Source organism: Halomonas urumqiensis, from assembly GCF_003028575.1.
Classification (GTDB): domain Bacteria; phylum Pseudomonadota; class Gammaproteobacteria; order Pseudomonadales; family Halomonadaceae; genus Halomonas; species Halomonas urumqiensis.
Map to the genome: position 1 here is coordinate 1 of NZ_PYUD01000009.1, position 17,755 is coordinate 17,755.

General features: G+C 59.6%; 15 protein-coding genes and 4 tRNA genes. 12 read left to right on the forward strand and 7 right to left on the reverse strand.

Annotated features, from left to right (window positions below; translation table 11 throughout):
* Positions 1-3,085, forward strand: a 3,085-nt coding sequence (locus C6V82_RS16240) for a DUF5801 repeats-in-toxin domain-containing protein (protein ID WP_219908168.1), incomplete at its 5' end; no start/stop codon positions are given.
* 117 nt (positions 3,086-3,202) lie between these two features.
* Positions 3,203-3,541 (forward strand): tryptophan synthase subunit beta like protein, encoded by a 339-nt coding sequence (locus C6V82_RS16245; RefSeq protein WP_102587287.1) that lies wholly within the window; start codon positions 3,203-3,205, stop codon positions 3,539-3,541.
* A gap of 47 nt (positions 3,542-3,588) precedes the next feature.
* On the opposite strand, the gene C6V82_RS16250 is transcribed toward C6V82_RS16245, so the two are convergent.
* Complete coding sequence (locus C6V82_RS16250; protein WP_102587288.1) at positions 3,589-5,505, reverse strand: EAL domain-containing protein; 1,917 nt, start codon at positions 5,503-5,505, stop codon at positions 3,589-3,591.
* 46 nt (positions 5,506-5,551) lie between these two features.
* Positions 5,552-6,187: a transglutaminase-like cysteine peptidase gene (locus C6V82_RS16255; RefSeq protein ID WP_102587367.1), complete on the reverse strand. Its 636-nt coding sequence runs from the start codon at positions 6,185-6,187 to the stop codon at positions 5,552-5,554.
* Between the two features lie 300 nt (positions 6,188-6,487).
* Between C6V82_RS16255 and C6V82_RS16260 the strand changes: the two genes are divergently transcribed.
* Together C6V82_RS16260 and C6V82_RS16265 are read left to right on the forward strand one after the other, a co-directional pair.
* A complete protein-coding gene (locus tag C6V82_RS16260; RefSeq protein ID WP_102587289.1) occupies positions 6,488-6,937 on the forward strand; it encodes a tellurite resistance TerB family protein in 450 nt (149 codons plus the stop codon).
* Positions 6,938-7,027: 90 nt separating this feature from the next.
* On the forward strand, positions 7,028-8,269 hold the full coding sequence (locus tag C6V82_RS16265; RefSeq protein ID WP_102587290.1) for an NAD(P)/FAD-dependent oxidoreductase: 1,242 nt from the start codon (positions 7,028-7,030) through the stop codon (positions 8,267-8,269).
* A gap of 11 nt (positions 8,270-8,280) precedes the next feature.
* Here C6V82_RS16265 and C6V82_RS16270 read toward each other — a convergent pair whose 3' ends face one another.
* The gene (locus C6V82_RS16270; RefSeq protein WP_102587291.1) at positions 8,281-8,706 is read right to left on the reverse strand and encodes a hypothetical protein; all 426 of its coding nucleotides are present in this window, start codon (positions 8,704-8,706) and stop codon (positions 8,281-8,283) included.
* Positions 8,707-8,906: 200 nt separating this feature from the next.
* Here C6V82_RS16270 and pyrC point away from each other — a divergent pair, with 200 nt between their 5' ends.
* Positions 8,907-9,944, forward strand: coding sequence for a dihydroorotase (gene pyrC / locus C6V82_RS16275; protein WP_102587292.1), 1,038 nt, complete (start codon positions 8,907-8,909; stop codon positions 9,942-9,944).
* Between the two features lie 10 nt (positions 9,945-9,954).
* Here pyrC and C6V82_RS16280 read toward each other — a convergent pair whose 3' ends face one another.
* The 4 genes from C6V82_RS16280 to folD all read right to left on the reverse strand — a co-directional run bounded on the left by C6V82_RS16280 (position 9,955) and on the right by folD (position 13,047).
* Positions 9,955-10,830: an alpha/beta hydrolase gene (locus C6V82_RS16280; RefSeq protein ID WP_229843242.1), complete on the reverse strand. Its 876-nt coding sequence runs from the start codon at positions 10,828-10,830 to the stop codon at positions 9,955-9,957.
* Positions 10,831-10,882: 52 nt separating this feature from the next.
* On the reverse strand, positions 10,883-11,626 hold the full coding sequence (mtnN, locus tag C6V82_RS16285) for a 5'-methylthioadenosine/S-adenosylhomocysteine nucleosidase (protein WP_102587294.1): 744 nt from the start codon (positions 11,624-11,626) through the stop codon (positions 10,883-10,885).
* Positions 11,623-12,090 carry an S-ribosylhomocysteine lyase gene (locus tag C6V82_RS16290; protein ID WP_102587295.1) on the reverse strand — a complete coding sequence of 156 codons (468 nt, stop codon included), beginning with the start codon at positions 12,088-12,090 and terminating at the stop codon, positions 11,623-11,625. The genes mtnN and C6V82_RS16290 overlap by 4 nt, the downstream gene beginning before the upstream one ends.
* A gap of 96 nt (positions 12,091-12,186) precedes the next feature.
* Entirely contained in the window at positions 12,187-13,047 is an 861-nt protein-coding gene (gene folD, locus C6V82_RS16295; protein ID WP_102587296.1) for a bifunctional methylenetetrahydrofolate dehydrogenase/methenyltetrahydrofolate cyclohydrolase FolD, read from the reverse strand.
* A 215-nt stretch (positions 13,048-13,262) separates the two neighbouring features.
* On the opposite strand from folD, the gene C6V82_RS16300 reads away from it, so the two are divergent.
* The 7 genes from C6V82_RS16300 to clpX all read left to right on the forward strand — a co-directional run bounded on the left by C6V82_RS16300 (position 13,263) and on the right by clpX (position 17,594).
* Positions 13,263-13,339: transfer RNA gene (locus C6V82_RS16300), tRNA-Pro, on the forward strand.
* Between the two features lie 64 nt (positions 13,340-13,403).
* A tRNA-Arg gene (locus tag C6V82_RS16305) sits at positions 13,404-13,480 on the forward strand.
* A 39-nt stretch (positions 13,481-13,519) separates the two neighbouring features.
* Positions 13,520-13,594: transfer RNA gene (locus C6V82_RS16310), tRNA-His, on the forward strand.
* Between the two features lie 111 nt (positions 13,595-13,705).
* Positions 13,706-13,780, forward strand: a tRNA-His gene (locus C6V82_RS16315).
* 349 nt (positions 13,781-14,129) lie between these two features.
* Positions 14,130-15,485 carry a trigger factor gene (gene tig / locus C6V82_RS16320; RefSeq protein WP_102587297.1) on the forward strand — a complete coding sequence of 452 codons (1,356 nt, stop codon included), beginning with the start codon at positions 14,130-14,132 and terminating at the stop codon, positions 15,483-15,485.
* Between the two features lie 94 nt (positions 15,486-15,579).
* Complete coding sequence (gene clpP, locus C6V82_RS16325) at positions 15,580-16,200, forward strand: ATP-dependent Clp endopeptidase proteolytic subunit ClpP (RefSeq protein ID WP_102587298.1); 621 nt, start codon at positions 15,580-15,582, stop codon at positions 16,198-16,200.
* Positions 16,201-16,310: 110 nt separating this feature from the next.
* Entirely contained in the window at positions 16,311-17,594 is a 1,284-nt protein-coding gene (gene clpX, locus C6V82_RS16330) for an ATP-dependent Clp protease ATP-binding subunit ClpX (protein ID WP_102587299.1), read from the forward strand.
* Positions 17,595-17,755 lie beyond the last annotated feature (161 nt).

Sequence of the window (17,755 nt, forward strand, 5' to 3'; positions counted from 1 at the left end):
CAGCGACGGTGCCGGCAGCATCGCCTACAGCCTCACGCTGGGCGCCACCAACGTGGCCACCGGCCTCTACGCGCTGGACGCCAACGCCGCCGATGGCCAGGGCGAGGCGATCGTGCTGGTCGACAACGGCGGCATCATCGAAGGCCAAGCCGGGGCGGGTGGGGACGTGATCTTCACCATCGACGTCAACGGCGATGGCGAGGTCACCTTCACGCAACTCGCCAACGTCTGGCACCCCGACGACACGGACGCCGACGACGTGGTCAGCCTTGTTCTAGACGCCGACGAGCTGACACTGGAGCAAACGGTGACCGATGCCGACGGCGACAGCGTCAGCGCCGCCATCGACCTCGGCGCGGGCGGTCTGTTCAGCATCCGCGATGACGGCCCGAGCATCACCACCGATATCAGCCAGCTTGATGAACTTGTCGTTAATGAAACCTTCCTTGCCGATCCCGATAGCAGGGAGTTTGCCTTCGTGGACTATTCGGCTGCATTCACCATCGACTTCGGTGCCGACGGTGAGAAGAGCCTGGAGTATGCGCTGAGCATCGACCCCGCTATTGCTACCGCCACTGGCTTGACCGATACCGTGAGCGGTGAGGCCGTGGTGTTGAGTTTGAACACACAGGGCCATGTAGAGGGAAGGACCGAAACAAGCAATGAGTTGGTCTTTACAGTCTCTACCTGGGGTAACGGTGTCGAGAGGTTGGTTCTGACTCAAGACCGAGCTATGAAACACCCGGCTGGTGGCGGTTCCAACGATGAGCTGACATTGCCTGTGAACGCCATTAGCTTCACGGCTACGGCCACCGACAACGATGGTGATAGCACCAGCGAAAGCCTAGCTATCGGCGCGAAGGTGGTGTTCCTGGATGATGAACCCTCTATCACGACGATCGCCGGCAACCTGGAGACTCTGACTGTTGATGAATCCGCATTGGGAACTGCGGCAACCGCCAATTTCGCCAATACCTTTGACATCGATTTCGGTGCCGACGGTGAAGGCCGGGTGGAATACGAGCTCGGTATCAATACCAGTATCGCCACCAACCTGGTCGATACCGCCACGGACCACGCGGTGGTGTTGAGTGTGGTCGGTGGGGTCGTGGAAGGCCGCACCGAGAACAGCGATCAGCGGGTATTCACCGTCAGTGTCGACGGTAATGGCAATGTAACGCTGACCCAGGAGCGTGCACTCAAGCATCCGGATGAGACCGACCCGAATGATGCGGTGAGGTTACCCGCCGAGGCCATCAACTTGACGGCCAGAGCCTTCGACGGTGACCTCGATAGTGTGAGTGGCACCGTGAACCTGGGGGCCAACCTGGTGTTCCGCGACGACGGCCCGAGTGTGGAAGACGATTCCGCCACCCAAGCGAACAGGGGAGACCCGGTCATCATTGACGTCGTCGCCAACGACGACGCGGGCGCTGATGGGGTCGAGCTGGCCACCGGTGTGAATTATGTTGACGGCAGCCTCAGTGGCAACGGCACATTGATCAATAACAACGACGGTACTTTCACTTACGAACCAGCGCCGGCGGAGAAGGGCGATGTCACTTTCCAGTACACCCTCACTGACCGGGATGGAGACACCAGCGCCCCGGCAACTGCCACGATAACCCTGCAGAATAGCGTGCCCACGGCCTCGGATGCCGACGAGACTATGGAGAGCATCCCCGTGACACCCACGACCAACGTGACCTTTATCGTGGATGTGTCAGCGTCGATGAGCGACCGGGATATTGACCTGACCGAAGATGCGATCGATAGCATCATCAGCCAGTATCTGAAAGACAGTAATGTCAACGTCAATATTGTGCAGTTCTGGGGGTACAATTCAGAGTCAACCGGTTGGCAGGATGGGTCAGGCACCAATGCGCAAGGCTTCCTTTACAAGGATAAGGGGGGGACCGACCCCGGCGAAGGGCTTGAAGCGGTCGTAAACGCGTATAACGCAGGGGTGCCCTCTGCCGACCAGGAAATCGCCTATTTTATGGGCGATGGCTCACCCTATGAATTCACGGGTAGCGATTATCGAAATTATCAAGACACCTATGAGAATATTCTGCTCGCCTGGCAGGACTTGGTAAAAAATGTGTTCGACAGAGTACAGGCCTTCGGTATCAATGAAGATGCAGACGGTAATCAGTTGCTGTCGGAGATGCTGGAGCAAATTCTCTCCGATGGCGATTCGCAGGTGGAAGACCCGATCTACGTCGAGGATACTGATGACTTCGACGATATCGTGGATGGCATCGTGATTCCCGGTGCCTTCTCGCTCACCGGCAACTTGCTCGATAGCGTGACTGGTGGGGATGGTGACATCCAGGTCGACAGTATCGTCGTCGATGGCGTCACCTACACGGCTGATGGTGCGGGTGGCACCACGCAACTGCCCGACGGTGGCGTGCGTATCGATGGGCAGGGCAGGCTCGAGGTCGATTTCGATACCGGGGCGTATGCCTATAATGTGTACAATACCTATTCCGAAGACATCCCTGAAAAGACCTTCGGCGTCAATGTGTCTGACGAGGATGGCGATATTGCTACCTTTAATGTCGTGATCAATACGCCTGAGACCGATGATGGTGAGATAAACAGCCTGATGACTGCGTCAGCCTACTCCGTCGAAGCGGAGAATGAGACTCTGATGGGCGGGGATGAGGATGATGTTCTGGTCGGTGGTGCGGGCAATGAGTTGATCGTCGGCGGGGCTGGTGATGACACCCTGACAGGCGGTGCCGGCGATGATGTCTTCGCCTGGTACCTGGGTGACGAGGCCGAACCTGGTCAGGAGGCCGCGGAGGATGTCATTACCGATTTCGGCAATGGTAACGATGTGCTCGATCTTGCCGAAATCCTGGGCGATGCCGATGCGGATACCATCGGGGAGTATATCTATGCCGAACAGGATGGCAGCGATACCGTGCTTTCCATCAAGTCGGGAGGGGGCATCGATGCCTACGGCAGCAATGCCGACCAGGTCATCACCCTGGAAGACGTTACGGTCAGCGGCGGTGACTCGGCTTCCATACTCGAGCGGATGCTGACGGAGCAGCAGTTGAAGCTCGACCAGTGATTCGCCATGCAACCGTGTGGATGATCTTACCTGGCAGGTGCCGGGTAAGGTCTATTACCATGACGTTTACTTTTACCGGGATCGCCGCATTTAGTTGCTATCTGTTAGGAGTTAACCATGTACGTCAAACGTGGCGACGATGGTCGCATCGAACTGGTCAGCCGTGATCAAACACCTGAGTGCAGTGAGTCGCTGGCGGCGGATTCACCCGAACTGCTGGATTTCCTGATGGAGGAGTCCGCCGGCGGGGGGCGAGCACGTTTTCATGCATCAGATCTGGCATTTGTGCGTGTGCTCGAAGATGTCATCGAGCTGATGATGGATAAAGGCGTGATTCGATTCATGGACCTCCCCGAGGCCGCCCAGGATAAGCTCATGGATCGCCAGTCGCTACGTCGCCGGCTTAATGGTTTGAATCTGGTGGGTGGCGATGAAGACGACGATGAAGTGATCTGATGTGACTCACTTCATCGTCGACTTCCTGGATTCATGGAATAGCGGCATCACCCGGGCCTGTCATGCTGGCGAATGCCGGGTCCCGTCACGCCATCCAGGCCGAGTTCGACCAATACCTCGCGTTCCTTGAGGGTATCCACGCCTTCGGCGATAGCCAGTATGCCTACCGAATGACTGAGGGTTGCCATGCCGCGCAGTATTGTCTGCTGCTCGGGGCTGTTATCGACCCCCTTGACCAGCGAGGCATCGAATTTCAGGTAAGCCAGGCCAAGATCCTGCAGATCCGAGATACGGCGGAACTCCCGACCCACGTGCTCGAGGCCAAGTTTGCAGCCGAAGGGTTGAAGTTCGCGACACAGGCTGCGGAAATTCTCGAGATCATGCAGCGCCACGGATTCAGGCAGTTCAACCCACAGTTGGTTGGCCAATTCCCGCTGAGACTCCAACAGGGCTCGAAAATCCAGAACGAACCGCGCACTCCGAACCGATGATGCCGAGAGGTTGATGCCGAGTGGCTTGCCATGCCGGGCGATTTCCTTGAGTGATGCACGCGCCACGGCCATATCGAGTTCTTCATTGAGTTCGAGCCGGGATATCCACGGCATGAAGACGCCGGCCGGCCGCCACTCGTTCTTGAGACGCAACCGAGAAGGACATTCCAGATGCAGCAGGTGATGTTCCCTGTCCAACACCGGGAAGTGACCAAGGTAGACGCCGGTCTGCATGGCCTCTTGCAACGCGGTACGCCATTCGGCATGGGTATTGAAGAGCGCTAGCCGTGCAGAGCCCTCGGCAATCAGAGACACAAGATCCCCTTGCTCTTCCGCAGCGGCCAGCGTGCCGTCGAGACTCGACATCAGTGCACCCACACGATCGCCTTGTGAGTAGGCAATGAACGCCGATGGTAGGCCCAGCGATACATGAGTTTCCGACGCCTTGAGCGTGGCCAGCATGGCGGCTAATTCATCTGCCAACGCGGCAGGTTCGACATGTCCTGGCACCAGCACTGCGAAGTCACCCCCGCCGAGTCTGCCAACCACCCCGTCACCATGGTTGTCGCCGAGCACTTCGAGCTGTCCTGCCAGGGCTTTCAGCAAGGCGTTGGTTTGATGATGGCCGAGTGTCGCGCTGACCTCACCGAGGCGACTCAAGCGGACTAGCGCCAGCGTGCCCGAGGCACGTTGATCGCCTCGCTCCAGGGTGATGCGAAGCTGACCCATGAAGGCGTCGCGATTCAGCACGCCGGTGACGGCATCATGCTGAAGGCGACGTCGCAGTTGATCCAGCCTTTCGCTTTCGTTTGCCAGCATGTCCCGAACGCTGGTGGATAACTGGTTCATTGCTTGAACCACTTCGCGCAGCTCGAGAGTACGAGGCTCATCGGATACGGTGAAACGGCGAACGCCGATGTCGCGCGCCTGTTCGACCACGGCGCTCAGCGGACGCTTGATGGTGCGTACTATCCATGCAGCAAGGGCCAGACTCAGCAAGCCTGCCACTGCAAACCACCCGGCCAATTCAAGTGTGCTTCGCCATAATGAGCGGTAGGCGAAACTATGCTGGCTCTGCAGGTGCAGTGTGCCGTATTGCCGCCAGCCATCCTGGATGACCGCTTGGCCGGGAGCGACGTCGAAGCGAACCAGGTTGACGAACCAGGCGGGCACATCGTCGATGTGTGTCTCCGCTTCGCGGCGTTCGATGATCTCGCCTTCAGGGGAGCGAAGTTCGATCAGGCGATAGTGGCCCGTATCGAATTGTGCCGCCAACAGCAACGACATGTTGACCGGGTCCTTGTCGAGCTGAGTCATCGAGAGTGCCAGTGCGTTGGCGTTGTCGGTATTCTTGATCTCCACTTCCTGCTCGATGTAGTGCCGGCTGCTCGAGACCCCGATGAACAGGCTGCCGCCGAAGGCCAGCAGCAGCAGCACCAGAATGGTCAACCATATCTGCTTGATAAGCGACATGTTGTTGTTCTCCCAGGAGGTGTAGTACCCGCGTGATGAGTGTGAATCAACTGAAACCCTGTTCCTGCATGCGCACGACAACGCTGCGCCAACGTGACAACCTGGCCAGAGGGTCGGCGCGCGAATTACTGCTCCCGCCGGCCCACAGGCCCACGCTGTTGAAGCTGAACAGCGGATCCAGGTCGCTGCGACGGGATGCGGGAGAGATCGACGAGACCAGGTTGTCAAGAATCTGCGGTTCTGCGCTGGGTGTGGTGTAGTAGCCCAGCACCATGTGCGCTTGAGTGGTTTGGCTGCGTCCTATGCGGGCACGAACATAAATCATGCGCAACTGCTGCCCTGGGACACCGAGCTGTTTGAGGGTCACATATTTGGCGATGGCATAGTCCTCGCAGTCGCCTTGTCCGTTGCCCATGGTTTCCAGCGGAGTGGCCCAGAAATCCTCCTGACCCCAGGCCTGTCTGTCATCGACCCAGCGCACGCGGCGGTTGAAGAAGTTATTGACCTCGCGCAGCTTGGCGTCCAGAGAGGCACCGGCGAGACGTCCGAGGAGATCGAACCAATCCTCCAGGACCCTGACACCAGCGCTTCCATAGCGTTGGTGCATGGTCTCTCGCAACTTGGATGTGTCGAGGTTGGCATCCACCGTTGCAGGGCCCAAGCCCAGCCCGACAGCCGCCATCAGTGTCCCGAGGCCCACCAGGAAATGGCGGCGCCCGTGCGACACGCTATGACGCGGTGGCAAAGGAGGCATTGGCGAGCTCGAAGCGAATAAGTAATCTCTTAATTCTAGGTGGGTTAGGCAATGAAGGCGAGGATTCCTAAGCCATTGGGCTTAGTGGTTGCTTGCCCCTCAGTGCGTCGCTTGTCAATACCAACACATTGAATTAGTTGATTTTGAGTGTCAGAGGCATGAGATGGCCTGGTGAACCCGCATGTCCATAGGAAGTCACACGATACTGAACCAGCACAGGAGCACAACATGCTCGAATCCGTTCAGCGCTTTTTTCGGCAGGTCATGGCCAACCCAGGGCAGCCAGACGAGTCATCACCGACGCTTGAATTGGCGGCGGCGGCCCTGCTGTGTGAAATCATGCGCGCTGACTTTCATACGGCCCCGTCGGAGCTGGCGACACTGCGGGCGCTGTTGACGCAGCACTTTCGGATGAGTGAAGCCGATATCGATGAGCTAATGGCACTCGCCCAGGATGAGGTGGAGAATTCCGTGGACCACTATCAGTTCGTTAGCCTCGTCAAGCAGCACTATTCCTACCAACAGCGCGTCGAGCTCGTGCGCATGATGTGGGCGCTGGCCTTGGCCGATGGGGAACATCATCCTCTCGAAGAGCATCGTATCCGCCAGTTGGCGGACCTGATGCATGTCAGTCATGCTGATTTTATTCGTACCAAGTTGCAGGTCAAAGGCGAGTGAGTCGCGACACCCTGTTAGACTGTCGTCACCAATGCTTGGGCTCGGAGCACGTTGGCGCAAGTGCAGCAGCATCGGCAGGGAGGAGCTGAGATGTCTCGTGAGATCATTGTCCTTGGAGCGGGCATGGTCGGCGTATCCGTAGCCTGGCACCTGGCCAGCCGTGGGCATGCCGTGACCCTGGTAGACCGCCGGGAGCCGGGCGGTGAAACGTCGTTTGGAAATGCCGGCATCATCCAGCGCGAAGCCGTACGCCCCTATGCGTTCCCCCGAGACCTGAGGACGTTGATGCGTGTCTTGCCTAACCGGCAGGTTGATATCCGCTATCGCCCTGGCGGCATGGTCAGCTCCGCATTGCCATTGCTGCGCTACTGGCACCATTCGGCCCCGCAGCGCTATTCACGCATCGTTTCCGATTACGCCTCGCTGATCGCACTCTCACTGCAGGCACATGCCCCGATGATCAAGGCTGCCGGCGCCGAGGGGCTGATCCGCAAGCAAGGCTGGCTCGAGGTATATCGCAGCGCTGAAGGGCTTGCCGAGCGCAGCCGCGACGCCGATCAGGATGCCCAGCGCTTTGGCATTGCTTCCCGTGTGCTCGATGCGCAAGCACTTTCCGCCATGGAACCGCATCTTGTGGATGGGCTTGCGGGCGCCATCCACTGGGAGCAACCCTGGACGGTTGCTGATCCTGGAGGCTTGGTGAAGGCCTATGCAGAATCATTCAGGCAGCAGGGTGGGCAACTGGTTCAGGCTGGGGTCACCGGAATTTCTCGAGACGGCAAGGGGTGGCGTGTCAGTACCGACCAAGGCGCGATCGAGGGTGAGAGAGTCGTCATGGCGTTGGGGCCATGGTCCAGTAATTGGCTTGCTGGGTTCGGCATTCCCGTGCCTTTATTCGTCAAGCGGGGCTACCACATGCATTACGCGATGCCCGATACGGCAAGCCTCGATCACTGGGTGATGGATGCCGAAGTGGGATATCTGCTGGCACCCATGCGGGCCGGCATCCGCTTGACCACCGGTGCGGAACTGGAGCGACTCGAGGCGCCACCCCATTGGCAGCAACTGGCGGCGGCCGAGAAGGTGGCGCGTGGGTTGTTCCCGCTCGGTAAGCGAATCGATCCCGAACCCTGGAAGGGCGCACGTCCCTGCATTGCGGACATGAAACCGGTGATCGGCCCCGCCCCAGGCCAGCCCGGGCTGTGGTTGGCGTTCGGCCATGGCCATCATGGTTTTACCCTGGGCCCCGTCACGGGGCACTTGCTGGCCCAGATGATGGAGGGAGAGACCCCGGATGTGCCGATGGCTCCGTTTCGGGCCGAGCGCTTCTGAGTGTTTCTGCACTAGACCTGCGATTTCCCGCGCTGCCTGATCAGGTGTATCAGTAGCTTGAGTAGCAGCGTCGCCACGAACACCAGCCATCCGGCGGTAGCCAAAACATTGAAAAGCAACACCTTTTGAACACCGCTCAAAGGGGGAAGTAGCGTTTCAGCGATCACCGCGATCAGAAAGGCCAGGGTCAGGGGTAGTGCGAGAATATGCATCCACATCTCGGTGCGTCGCTTGCGCACATGGTAGCGCCGCAGCAAGATTCTGATCGGACGATGCACGAAACTCACCAGCACCAAGGTGCCCAGCAGCAGCAGTGCGGCCAGGGTGGGTTCGATGCTTCCAAGCCAAGCCGACAAGCTGATCGACCAGAACACCAGCAGCCACATCAGGCCGGCCAGGATCGCAACCAGATCGGCATAGTGGCGTACCTTCGGCATAGTCTATCCCCCGAGTGTGTTGCCGGGCATGATACGGGAATTCAGCGCAGGGTGAAGCGCTTGCGACGCCAATATCGACAATTGGCTATTCGGAACGATCAATTGGCCCATCACCAGGACAAGTACCTCATGGCAAGTGCTTGCCAAAGGCTTCCGGTATACTGGCCATCCACTCCAGCCAAACAATGACAGGATAGCCCGTGACGTCACTGACCCTGACACGCCCCGATGACTGGCACCTCCACCTGCGCGATGGCCAGGCCCTTGACGCCGTTGTACCGGCAAGCGCTCGCCAGATGGGTCGCGCGATCATCATGCCGAACCTCAAGCCACCAGTGACCACCACCCGGCAGGCCTTGGCCTATCGCGAGCGTATTCTAGCCGCGCTGCCGGAAGACAGCAGTTTCGAGCCACTGATGACGCTGTATCTCACCGACATGACACCAGCCGAGGAAATCGAGCGCGCCCATGCCAGTGGCCTGGTACATGCGGTGAAGCTGTATCCTGCGGGAGCCACGACCAATTCAGACTCCGGTGTCACGGATATTGCCAACTGCGATGAGGCCATCTCGGCAATGGCGCGTCTGGGTATGCCGCTGCTGGTTCACGGCGAGGTAACGCATGCCGAGATCGATATCTTCGATCGCGAGGCGGTATTCATCGAACAGGTGATGAAACCGCTGCTTGCTCGTCATCCGACCCTGAAGGTGGTCTTCGAACACATCACCACGGCTGACGCCGCGGAGTTCGTGTCCTCCGCCCCGGCCAATGTGGCGGCGACCATCACCGCTCATCATCTGTTGTTCAACCGCAACCATATGCTCGTCGGCGGGATACGCCCACATTACTATTGCTTGCCGATCCTCAAGCGTGAACGGCATCGTCAGGCGCTACTGGCGGCTGCCACCTCGGGTAGTGGCAAGTTCTTCCTGGGTACCGACAGCGCGCCGCACGCCCAGGGTGACAAGGAGAGTGCCTGTGGGTGTGCCGGTGCCTATACCGCGCCGATCGCCATTGAACTCTACGCCGCGGCGTTCGAGCTGGCGGGCGCGCTGGACAAGCTGGAGGGATTCGCCAGTCATTTCGGCCCCGACTTCTATGGCTTGCCGCGCAACACGTCCACCATCACGCTGGTTCGTGAGCGCTGGGAACTTCCTGCGTCATTACCCTATATCGGTGACCATCGCATCGTGCCTCTGCTGGCCGGTGAGGCCCTGGACTGGAAGCTGGTCGGCTAGCGCATTGGGGCTAATCATTGCCGATTTGCCGGTCGAGGAAGTCGAGACCAGCATCGATGGCGCCACCACGCGTGAGAAAGCTCAGGAAATGCCCCCGCCAACGCTGTAAATAGAGCTCCGCCTCCACGCCGTTGGCGACCAGGGCCTCATGGAAGTCGGTGGCATGGTCCACTGGCACCAGCTGGTCCCAGGTGCCATGGAAGAGAAAGAACGGCGGGGCCTGCTGGCTGAGCTGGCGAGCCGGCGAGGCCAGGCGATACTGATCGGGGACTTCGGCGCGGGTACCGCCAAGGAATTCAACGACCAGGCGCCCGTCGTCAAACTTGAACAGGTCCGTTGGCGTTCCGCCAGCGAGCACCGCCGCCAGCTGTGCATGCTCTCCGCCATGTGGATCGGCAAGCGGGCCACCGGCCCCACCCAGGGCCAGCAGACTCACCAGGTGGCCCCCTGACGAGTAGCCAACCCCCACAATGCGGTCAGTGTCGACTCGCCAAGCCTCGGCATTGTCATGCAGCCAGTGCATGGCCTGCTGAAGGTCGTGCAGTTGAGCGGGGAACCGGTACTCGGGGGCGAAGCGATGTTCGATGTTCACCGTCACATAACCGCGTGCGGCCAGCTGTTCGGCGATTTCATCCATGTCGCTAGGGGTGCGATTCCGCCATCCGCCCCCGTGAACCAGCAGGGCGGCAGGCCGTGCTGCGGTGTCGCGGGAGCTGGGCAGGTTGACCCGGGCGGTAAGCGGTTCAGGCCAGTCGGGCGGGGTATATATCTGCCGGGGAAGCGACGCGAAGGCATGGGGCCTGGCACTCGTCGAGAGCATGTCGGGCGCGGCCAAGCCGTTGCTTGTCAGGTGCGTGGCCGTTGTGCCACAGCCGCCCAGCAGCATCGACACACCCAAGGCGAGAACCAGCGCCACGGCGGGGCCGTGACGCCATGCTCTACGCCTTGGCGTCGTGTACGTCGGGCTGAAACGCGTCATGTTGCGCAAGCCTTGCCACCATGGCTTCCACCATGCGAGCAGAGTGGGTGGCAGCCTTTTCGAGGAACTGTTCGAAACTCAGATGGTTGTCACCACCACCGGCGATATCCGACAGCGCGCGAATCACCACGAAAGGACACCCGTAGAGATGGCAGGTCTGGGCGATTGCCGCGGCTTCCATCTCGGCGGCAAGCATGGTCGGAAAACGCGAGCGCGTTTTGGAAACAAGCTCGGGGCAGGCCATGAACACATCGCCGGTGGCGATCAGGCCTTCGACAACCCGAACTTCACCAAGCGATTCCACGCATTCCCGGGCTATGGCAACCAGCCGTGAGTCCGCATGGTAGGCAGCGGGCATGTCGGGAACCTGGCCGTGCTCGTAGCCGAATACCACGGCGTCGACGTCGTGGTGGCGAACCTCGCTGGATACGACGATATCGCCGATCGCAAGCCCCTTGCCAAAGCCACCGGCGGAGCCGGTGTTGATGACCACTTCTGGCTGATAGATGTCCAGTAGCAGTGTGGTACCCACGGCGGCGTTCACCTTGCCGATGCCGGATTGCAGGATGACCACTTCAACCCCATGCAGTCTTCCGCTATGAAACGTAGAGCCTACATGGCGGCGGGTTTGCCGATCTTCCAGCAGGGCGGCGAGACGCTCGACCTCCTGCGCCATGGCGCCAATGATGCCAATCCGTTTCATGCAAAGACGTCCGCCCATTCGTTGCGTTTCGCCAGGAAGTCGCGGGCCAGCTGTTGCGCGCCCTCGAGACTGTGGCTGGCCGCCCAGCCGCACTGCAACTCGGTGCAGGCGGGAACTTCCGTTGCGACCAGTATGTCTTCCAGGGTCTTTTGCAGCAGCTCGAGAACACCTTCGTAATCGTCGTGGTTGAGCATCGCGATGTAGAAGCCGGTCTGGCAGCCCATCGGGCTGATGTCGACCACCTTGTCGGAGTGGTTGCGTGACATTTCGGCCATCAGGTGCTCGAGGGAGTGCAGTGCCGGCATATCCATGTGCGCCTGGTTGGGCTGGCAGATACGCATGTCGTACTTGTGGATGCGATCACCGCGTTCGCCGGTCTTGATGTCAGCCAGGCGTACGTAGGGAGCCTTCACCTTGGTGTGATCAAGGTTGAAGCTTTCGACGTTCATCTTCTTGTCGCTCATGGGCGAACCTCGCATCGGGAATTCAGATCAAGCGACCATTCTAACCAAGTGCGTCATGCGCTGCGAATGCGCCAGAATAGACTCACTCTTCGTCGATCAGTTCGTGGCGTCGTGCAGGTCGGCCGCATGGACCGTGTTCTCGAGTAATGTGGCCACGGTCATCGGGCCAACCCCGCCGGGCACCGGAGTGATCCAACCGGCATGACGTGAAGCGATCTCGAAATCCACGTCGCCGACGAGTCGGCCGTCATCCTGACGGTTGATGCCCACATCGATGACGATCGCCCCGTCGCGTACCCATTCGCCCCTTACCAACCCGGGCTTGCCAACGGCCACCACAAGCAGCTCGGCACGCCGTACGTGCTCTTCGAGGTTGCGTGTGAAACGGTGGCAAACCGTCGTGGTGCAGCCGGCCAGCATGAGCTCCAGTGCCATGGGGCGGCCAACGATATTGGAGGCACCCACCACCGTGGCATCCAGGCCACGTACCGCAAGGCCTGATTCGCTGAGCAAGGTCATCACGCCCTTGGGTGTGCACGGTCGCAGCAGCGGCATCCGCTGGGCCAGTCGACCGAGGTTGTAGGGGTGAAAACCATCGACGTCCTTGTCCGGTCGTATGCGCTCCAGGATCGGACGGGCATCGAGATGCGCGGGTAGGGGCAGTTGGACGAGAATGCCATCGATGCGTGGGTCGGCATTGAGTTGATCGACCAGAGACTCGAGATCGGCCTGGGAGGTATCAACAGGCAATTGATGTCGAAACGATTCGATACCGGCCTCGAGGCAAGCATTATGCTTGTTGCGCACATAAACGGCGGACGCTGGATCCTCACCCACCAGCACAACGGCTAGCCCTGGAGCACGCGCCCCCGCAGCGTTACGTGCCTGCACTTGGCGGGCAACGCGCTGGCGAACTTGGCTGGCTATGGACTTGCCATCGATCAGTTGGGCGGTCATCGAGCATCCTCGAGCGGGTAGGGTGGGTGATGCGGCTGCTTGTCGTGCATGGCAGCCACGGGTGAAAGTGCCATGATTTTCGCATGGCGGGGCGGGGAAACAAAGCGCTGCCGAACGGGATGCGGCTCTGGGTGCTTGACTCCGCAGGGAAGTCACGTAGAATACGCATCGCTCGACGAGGCCCCTGCGGTGGCGTCAGGCCCGTTGTTTGCCGGCGGAGTGTAGCGCAGTCTGGTAGCGCGCCTGCTTTGGGAGCAGGATGTCGGGGGTTCGAATCCCTCCACTCCGACCACAACATATTGATCTGAAGGATTTTTCTGATCAATGTTGCGGCACGGTGACCTGGTAAGTAGAATGCGCCCATAGCTCAATCGGATAGAGCAACGGCCTTCTAAGCCGTAGGTTGCAGGTTCGAGTCCTGCTGGGCGCGCCATGCGGTCAAGATGGCAACCCTCAGGCACGTTGCGATATGGTGGATGTAGCTCAGTGGTAGAGCCCCGGATTGTGGTTCCGGCTGTCGTGGGTTCGATCCCCATCATCCACCCCATTTCGAAGCGTGACAGCACTGACAATGCCTTACAGGTCTTTCAGCACTTACTGCGGTACATGTGACATCGTGCTCGCAGCAATAGGTGCCCGCAGTATGCGTAAAGCAGTGGTGGATGTAGCTCAGTGGTAGAGCCCCGGATTGTGGTTCCGGCTGTCGTGGGTTCGATCCCCATCATCCACCCCATTGCTTTGGCTATCAATGCTCAGCGGTTACCTATCAGCCGTTTCTTGAATATTTCCCTGTCAATGAAGACTTTCCGTCCAGAATCACATGCCTTGTCGAGAGGTGTGTACATTTCGCGTACGGCGTTTTGGCGATTCCCTGCAGGTTCCTGATCACAGGCAACGTGGCGCCCCTGTGACAGCGTCGCGCGCCATCGGTGACAACTTTTCCTCAGACGTCCCTTGTTTTGCACACGCTTGCCCCCATCTGTTGGGCATGGCGCTTGCCAGTATCGCGCGGGGTTCTTAAAATCCCCCCTTGGTCTTTTCACGCATTCAACAGAACGCCCCCAGTCGGTAGAGGATATTTCATGCAAGTTTCCGTCGATACGACCTCCCAGATCGAACGTCGCATCACCGTTCAGGTGCCGGCAGCCGAGATCGACGAGGCCGTCGCCGCCCGTCTCAAGGACGCCGCCAAGAACGTCCGCATGGACGGCTTCCGCAAGGGCAAGGTGCCGATGTCGGTGATCCGCCAGCGCTACGGCCACGACGTGCGCAACGAGGTGGTGGGCGAAGTGATGCGCGAGCGTTATGTCCGTGCGATTTCCGAGCACGAGCTCAACCCGGCCGGTTTTCCGCAGATCGAGCCCACCGTCAATGAATCCGGCAAGGATCTCGAATTCGTGGCGACGCTTGAGATCTATCCCGAGATTGAACTTGCCTCCATCGAAGGTACCGAGGTAGAGCGTCCGGTGGTCGAGGTGTCTGAGGCCGACGTGGACGAGATGATCGAGACCCTGCGCAAGCAGAATGCTGCCTGGGAGGCCGTTGAGCGTGCCGCCGAGGATGGCGACCAGGTGACCATCGATTTCCAGGGCTTCCTGGGTGATGAGCCTTTCGAGGGTGGCAGCGCCGAGGGTCATGAGCTGGTCATCGGCTCCAATTCCTTCATCCCCGGCTTCGAAGAACAGTTGGTGGGTGCCAAGGCCGGCGATGAGAAACAGCTCAACGTGACCTTCCCCGAGGATTACCAGGCTGAGCAACTGGCCGGTCAGGAAGCGAACTTCAAGGTCAAGGTTCACAAGGTCAGCGGCCAGGCACTGCCCGAGGTCGATGCCGCCTTCGTCGAGAAATTCGGTGTCGAGGATGGCGATGTCGAGAAGTTCCGCGCCGAAGTCACCAAGAACATGACGCGCGAGGCCAAGCAGGCAGTCGACAATCGCGTCAAGCAGCAGGTTCTTGACGCACTCAAGAAGGCCAATGATTTCCCGGTCCCGCAGGCGCTTGTCCAGCAGGAAACCGACGGACTCAAGCGCCAGGCGGCCCAGCAGTTCGGCCTGGGTGAGGACTTCGATGTCTCCCAGTTGCCCAACGAGCTGTTTGCCGAGCAGGCCAAGGGGCGTGTTCAGGTGGGGCTGCTGCTGGCCGAGGTGATCAAGTCCAAGGAGCTGGATGCCAGCGACGATGAGATCAAGGCCAAGGTCGAAGAGCTTGCCCAGCAGTACCAGGACCCCGAGCAGGTGGTCGAGTATTACATGGGTAACGACCAGATGAAGACTCAGGTCAAATCGGCGATTCTCGAGGAAAAGGCCGTTGACACTCTGCTCGAGCAGGCCAGCGTCAAGGACGTCTCCATGACGTATCAAGAGGCCTTGGCCGCTGCCCAGCAGCAAGCCGAGGCCGACGAGGAAGAGAGCGCCGAGGAACAGGCGAGCGGTTCCTGATCGTCTTTCGCCACACACCCTGCCGTGACTCCTGGCAGATGCCAGGCGTCACGGTTTGGTGCCCCCATTCATCGGATGCAAGGACATCACACAGATGAGCAACGAGTTCGATATCCAGAACGCCGGCGGCCTGGTGCCGATGGTGGTCGAGCAGAGCGCGCGTGGTGAGCGGGCGTACGACATCTATTCCCGCCTGCTCAAGGAGCGTGTGATCTTCCTGGTGGGTCCGGTGGAAGATTACATGGCCAACCTGGTGGTGGCGCAATTGCTGTTCCTGGAGTCCGAGAATCCGGACAAGGACATCCATCTCTACATCAACTCACCGGGTGGTTCGGTCACGGCCGGCATGTCGATCTACGACACCATGCAGTTCATCAAGCCGGATGTCTCTACCGTGTGCATCGGTCAGGCAGCCAGCATGGGGGCGCTGCTGCTGGCGGGTGGCGCGGCTGGCAAGCGCTACTGCTTGCCTAACTCGCGCATGATGATCCATCAGCCGCTGGGTGGCTATCAGGGGCAGGCATCGGACATCGAAATTCATACGCGTGAGATTCTCGGTATCCGTGACAAGCTCAATCAGATCCTTGCGCACCACACAGGACAGGAGATCGAGACCATCGCGCGTGATACCGACCGTGACAATTTCATGAATGGCCAGCAAGCCACCGAGTATGGGCTTGTCGATGCCATGCTGGATAAGCGGCCGACATCCTGATAGCGTGATCAACATCACGCCATGATATCGTCCTCGGCGGCCTTGTCCGCCGAGGCGAACCCGACGGTCAGGTTCCATTGACCTGCCGTCATCAAGAATGAGGTATGCGAATGGCCGACGGCAAAGGCAAGGACGAAGGTGGCAAGCTTCTCTACTGCTCGTTCTGCGGCAAGAATCAGAACGAGGTACGCAAGCTGATTGCCGGCCCGTCCGTCTATATCTGCGATGAGTGTGTCGATCTGTGCAACGACATCATTCGCGAGGAGGTGCTCGATGCCGATGCCGAGAGCGACGAGGAGCGTCTGCCTGCTCCCCGCGAGATTCGACACACCCTCGACGACTATGTGATCGGCCAGGACCGCGCCAAGATGGTGTTGTCGGTGGCGGTGTACAATCACTACAAGCGCCTGCGTTCCGAAGTCAAGAACGACGATGTGGAGCTTGGCAAGTCGAACATTCTGTTGATTGGTCCCACCGGTAGCGGCAAGACGCTGTTGGCCGAGACCCTCGCCAGATTGCTCAATGTGCCGTTCACCATCGCCGACGCTACCACGCTGACGGAGGCGGGGTATGTCGGCGAGGATGTCGAGAACATCATCCAGAAGCTGCTGCAGAAGTGCGATTACGATGTGGAGAAGGCCCAGCGGGGTATCGTCTACATCGATGAGATCGACAAGATCTCGCGCAAGTCCGACAACCCCTCCATCACTCGTGATGTATCCGGCGAGGGGGTGCAGCAGGCGCTGCTCAAGTTGATCGAGGGCACCACGGCTTCGGTGCCGCCGCAAGGTGGCCGCAAGCACCCGCAGCAGGAGTTCCTGCAGGTCGATACCGGCAATATCCTGTTCATCGTCGGGGGCGCTTTCGCTGGCCTCGACAAGGTGATCCGTGACCGTGCCGAAAAGGGCGGTATCGGTTTCAGCGCCGAGGTGAAGAGCAAGGATGAGTCACGTGGTGTCGGCGAACTGCTGGCCGATGTAGAACCTGAGGACCTGGTCAAGTTTGGGCTGATCCCGGAGTTCGTGGGTCGCCTGCCAGTGATCGCCACGCTGACCGAGCTCACCGAGGATGCCTTGATCCAGATCCTCACAGAGCCCAAGAACTCCCTGATCAAGCAGTATGCCAAGCTGTTCGAGATGGAGGACGTCGAGCTCGAGTTTCGCGAAGATGCCCTGCGCGCGGTCGCTGGCAAGGCGATGGCACGCAAGACGGGTGCCCGTGGCCTGCGCTCGATTCTCGAGTCCGTGCTGCTCGACACCATGTATGAAATTCCCTCTCTGGAAGGTGTCAGCAAGGTGGTGATCGATGCCTCTGTGATCAGTGGTGAGAGCGAGCCGTTGTTGATCTATTCCCAGCAGCAGGAAGAGGCTCGGGTGGACGGCACCGACGGCTGAGACACCTGATCGTGGTCTGACGCGGGAGCGATTTTCCCTTGTGAGGTGCCGACCCGGTAACGGGTGGTGCTCATTCGGGGTTCGCTCCCGCTTTCTTTTGCGCCCTGAGTGATGGCCAAACTTGCAAAACCGTGGCATCGCCCCCACTGCATGGTTATTCA

Coding starts and splice junctions, on each gene's coding strand:
- clpX (WP_102587299.1), top strand. CDS start 16,311: ATGGCCGACGGCAAAGGCAAGGACGAAGGTGGCAAGCTTCTCTACTGC.
- tig (WP_102587297.1), top strand. CDS start 14,130: ATGCAAGTTTCCGTCGATACGACCTCCCAGATCGAACGTCGCATCACC.
- C6V82_RS16290 (WP_102587295.1), bottom strand. CDS start 12,090: ATGAGCGACAAGAAGATGAACGTCGAAAGCTTCAACCTTGATCACACC.
- clpP (WP_102587298.1), top strand. CDS start 15,580: ATGAGCAACGAGTTCGATATCCAGAACGCCGGCGGCCTGGTGCCGATG.
- mtnN (WP_102587294.1), bottom strand. CDS start 11,626: ATGAAACGGATTGGCATCATTGGCGCCATGGCGCAGGAGGTCGAGCGT.
- C6V82_RS16270 (WP_102587291.1), bottom strand. CDS start 8,706: ATGCCGAAGGTACGCCACTATGCCGATCTGGTTGCGATCCTGGCCGGC.
- C6V82_RS16250 (WP_102587288.1), bottom strand. CDS start 5,505: ATGTCGCTTATCAAGCAGATATGGTTGACCATTCTGGTGCTGCTGCTG.
- C6V82_RS16280 (WP_229843242.1), bottom strand. CDS start 10,830: ATGCTGCTGGGCGGCTGTGGCACAACGGCCACGCACCTGACAAGCAAC.
- C6V82_RS16255 (WP_102587367.1), bottom strand. CDS start 6,187: ATGGCGGCTGTCGGGCTGGGCTTGGGCCCTGCAACGGTGGATGCCAAC.
- C6V82_RS16265 (WP_102587290.1), top strand. CDS start 7,028: ATGTCTCGTGAGATCATTGTCCTTGGAGCGGGCATGGTCGGCGTATCC.
- C6V82_RS16245 (WP_102587287.1), top strand. CDS start 3,203: ATGTACGTCAAACGTGGCGACGATGGTCGCATCGAACTGGTCAGCCGT.
- C6V82_RS16260 (WP_102587289.1), top strand. CDS start 6,488: ATGCTCGAATCCGTTCAGCGCTTTTTTCGGCAGGTCATGGCCAACCCA.
- folD (WP_102587296.1), bottom strand. CDS start 13,047: ATGACCGCCCAACTGATCGATGGCAAGTCCATAGCCAGCCAAGTTCGC.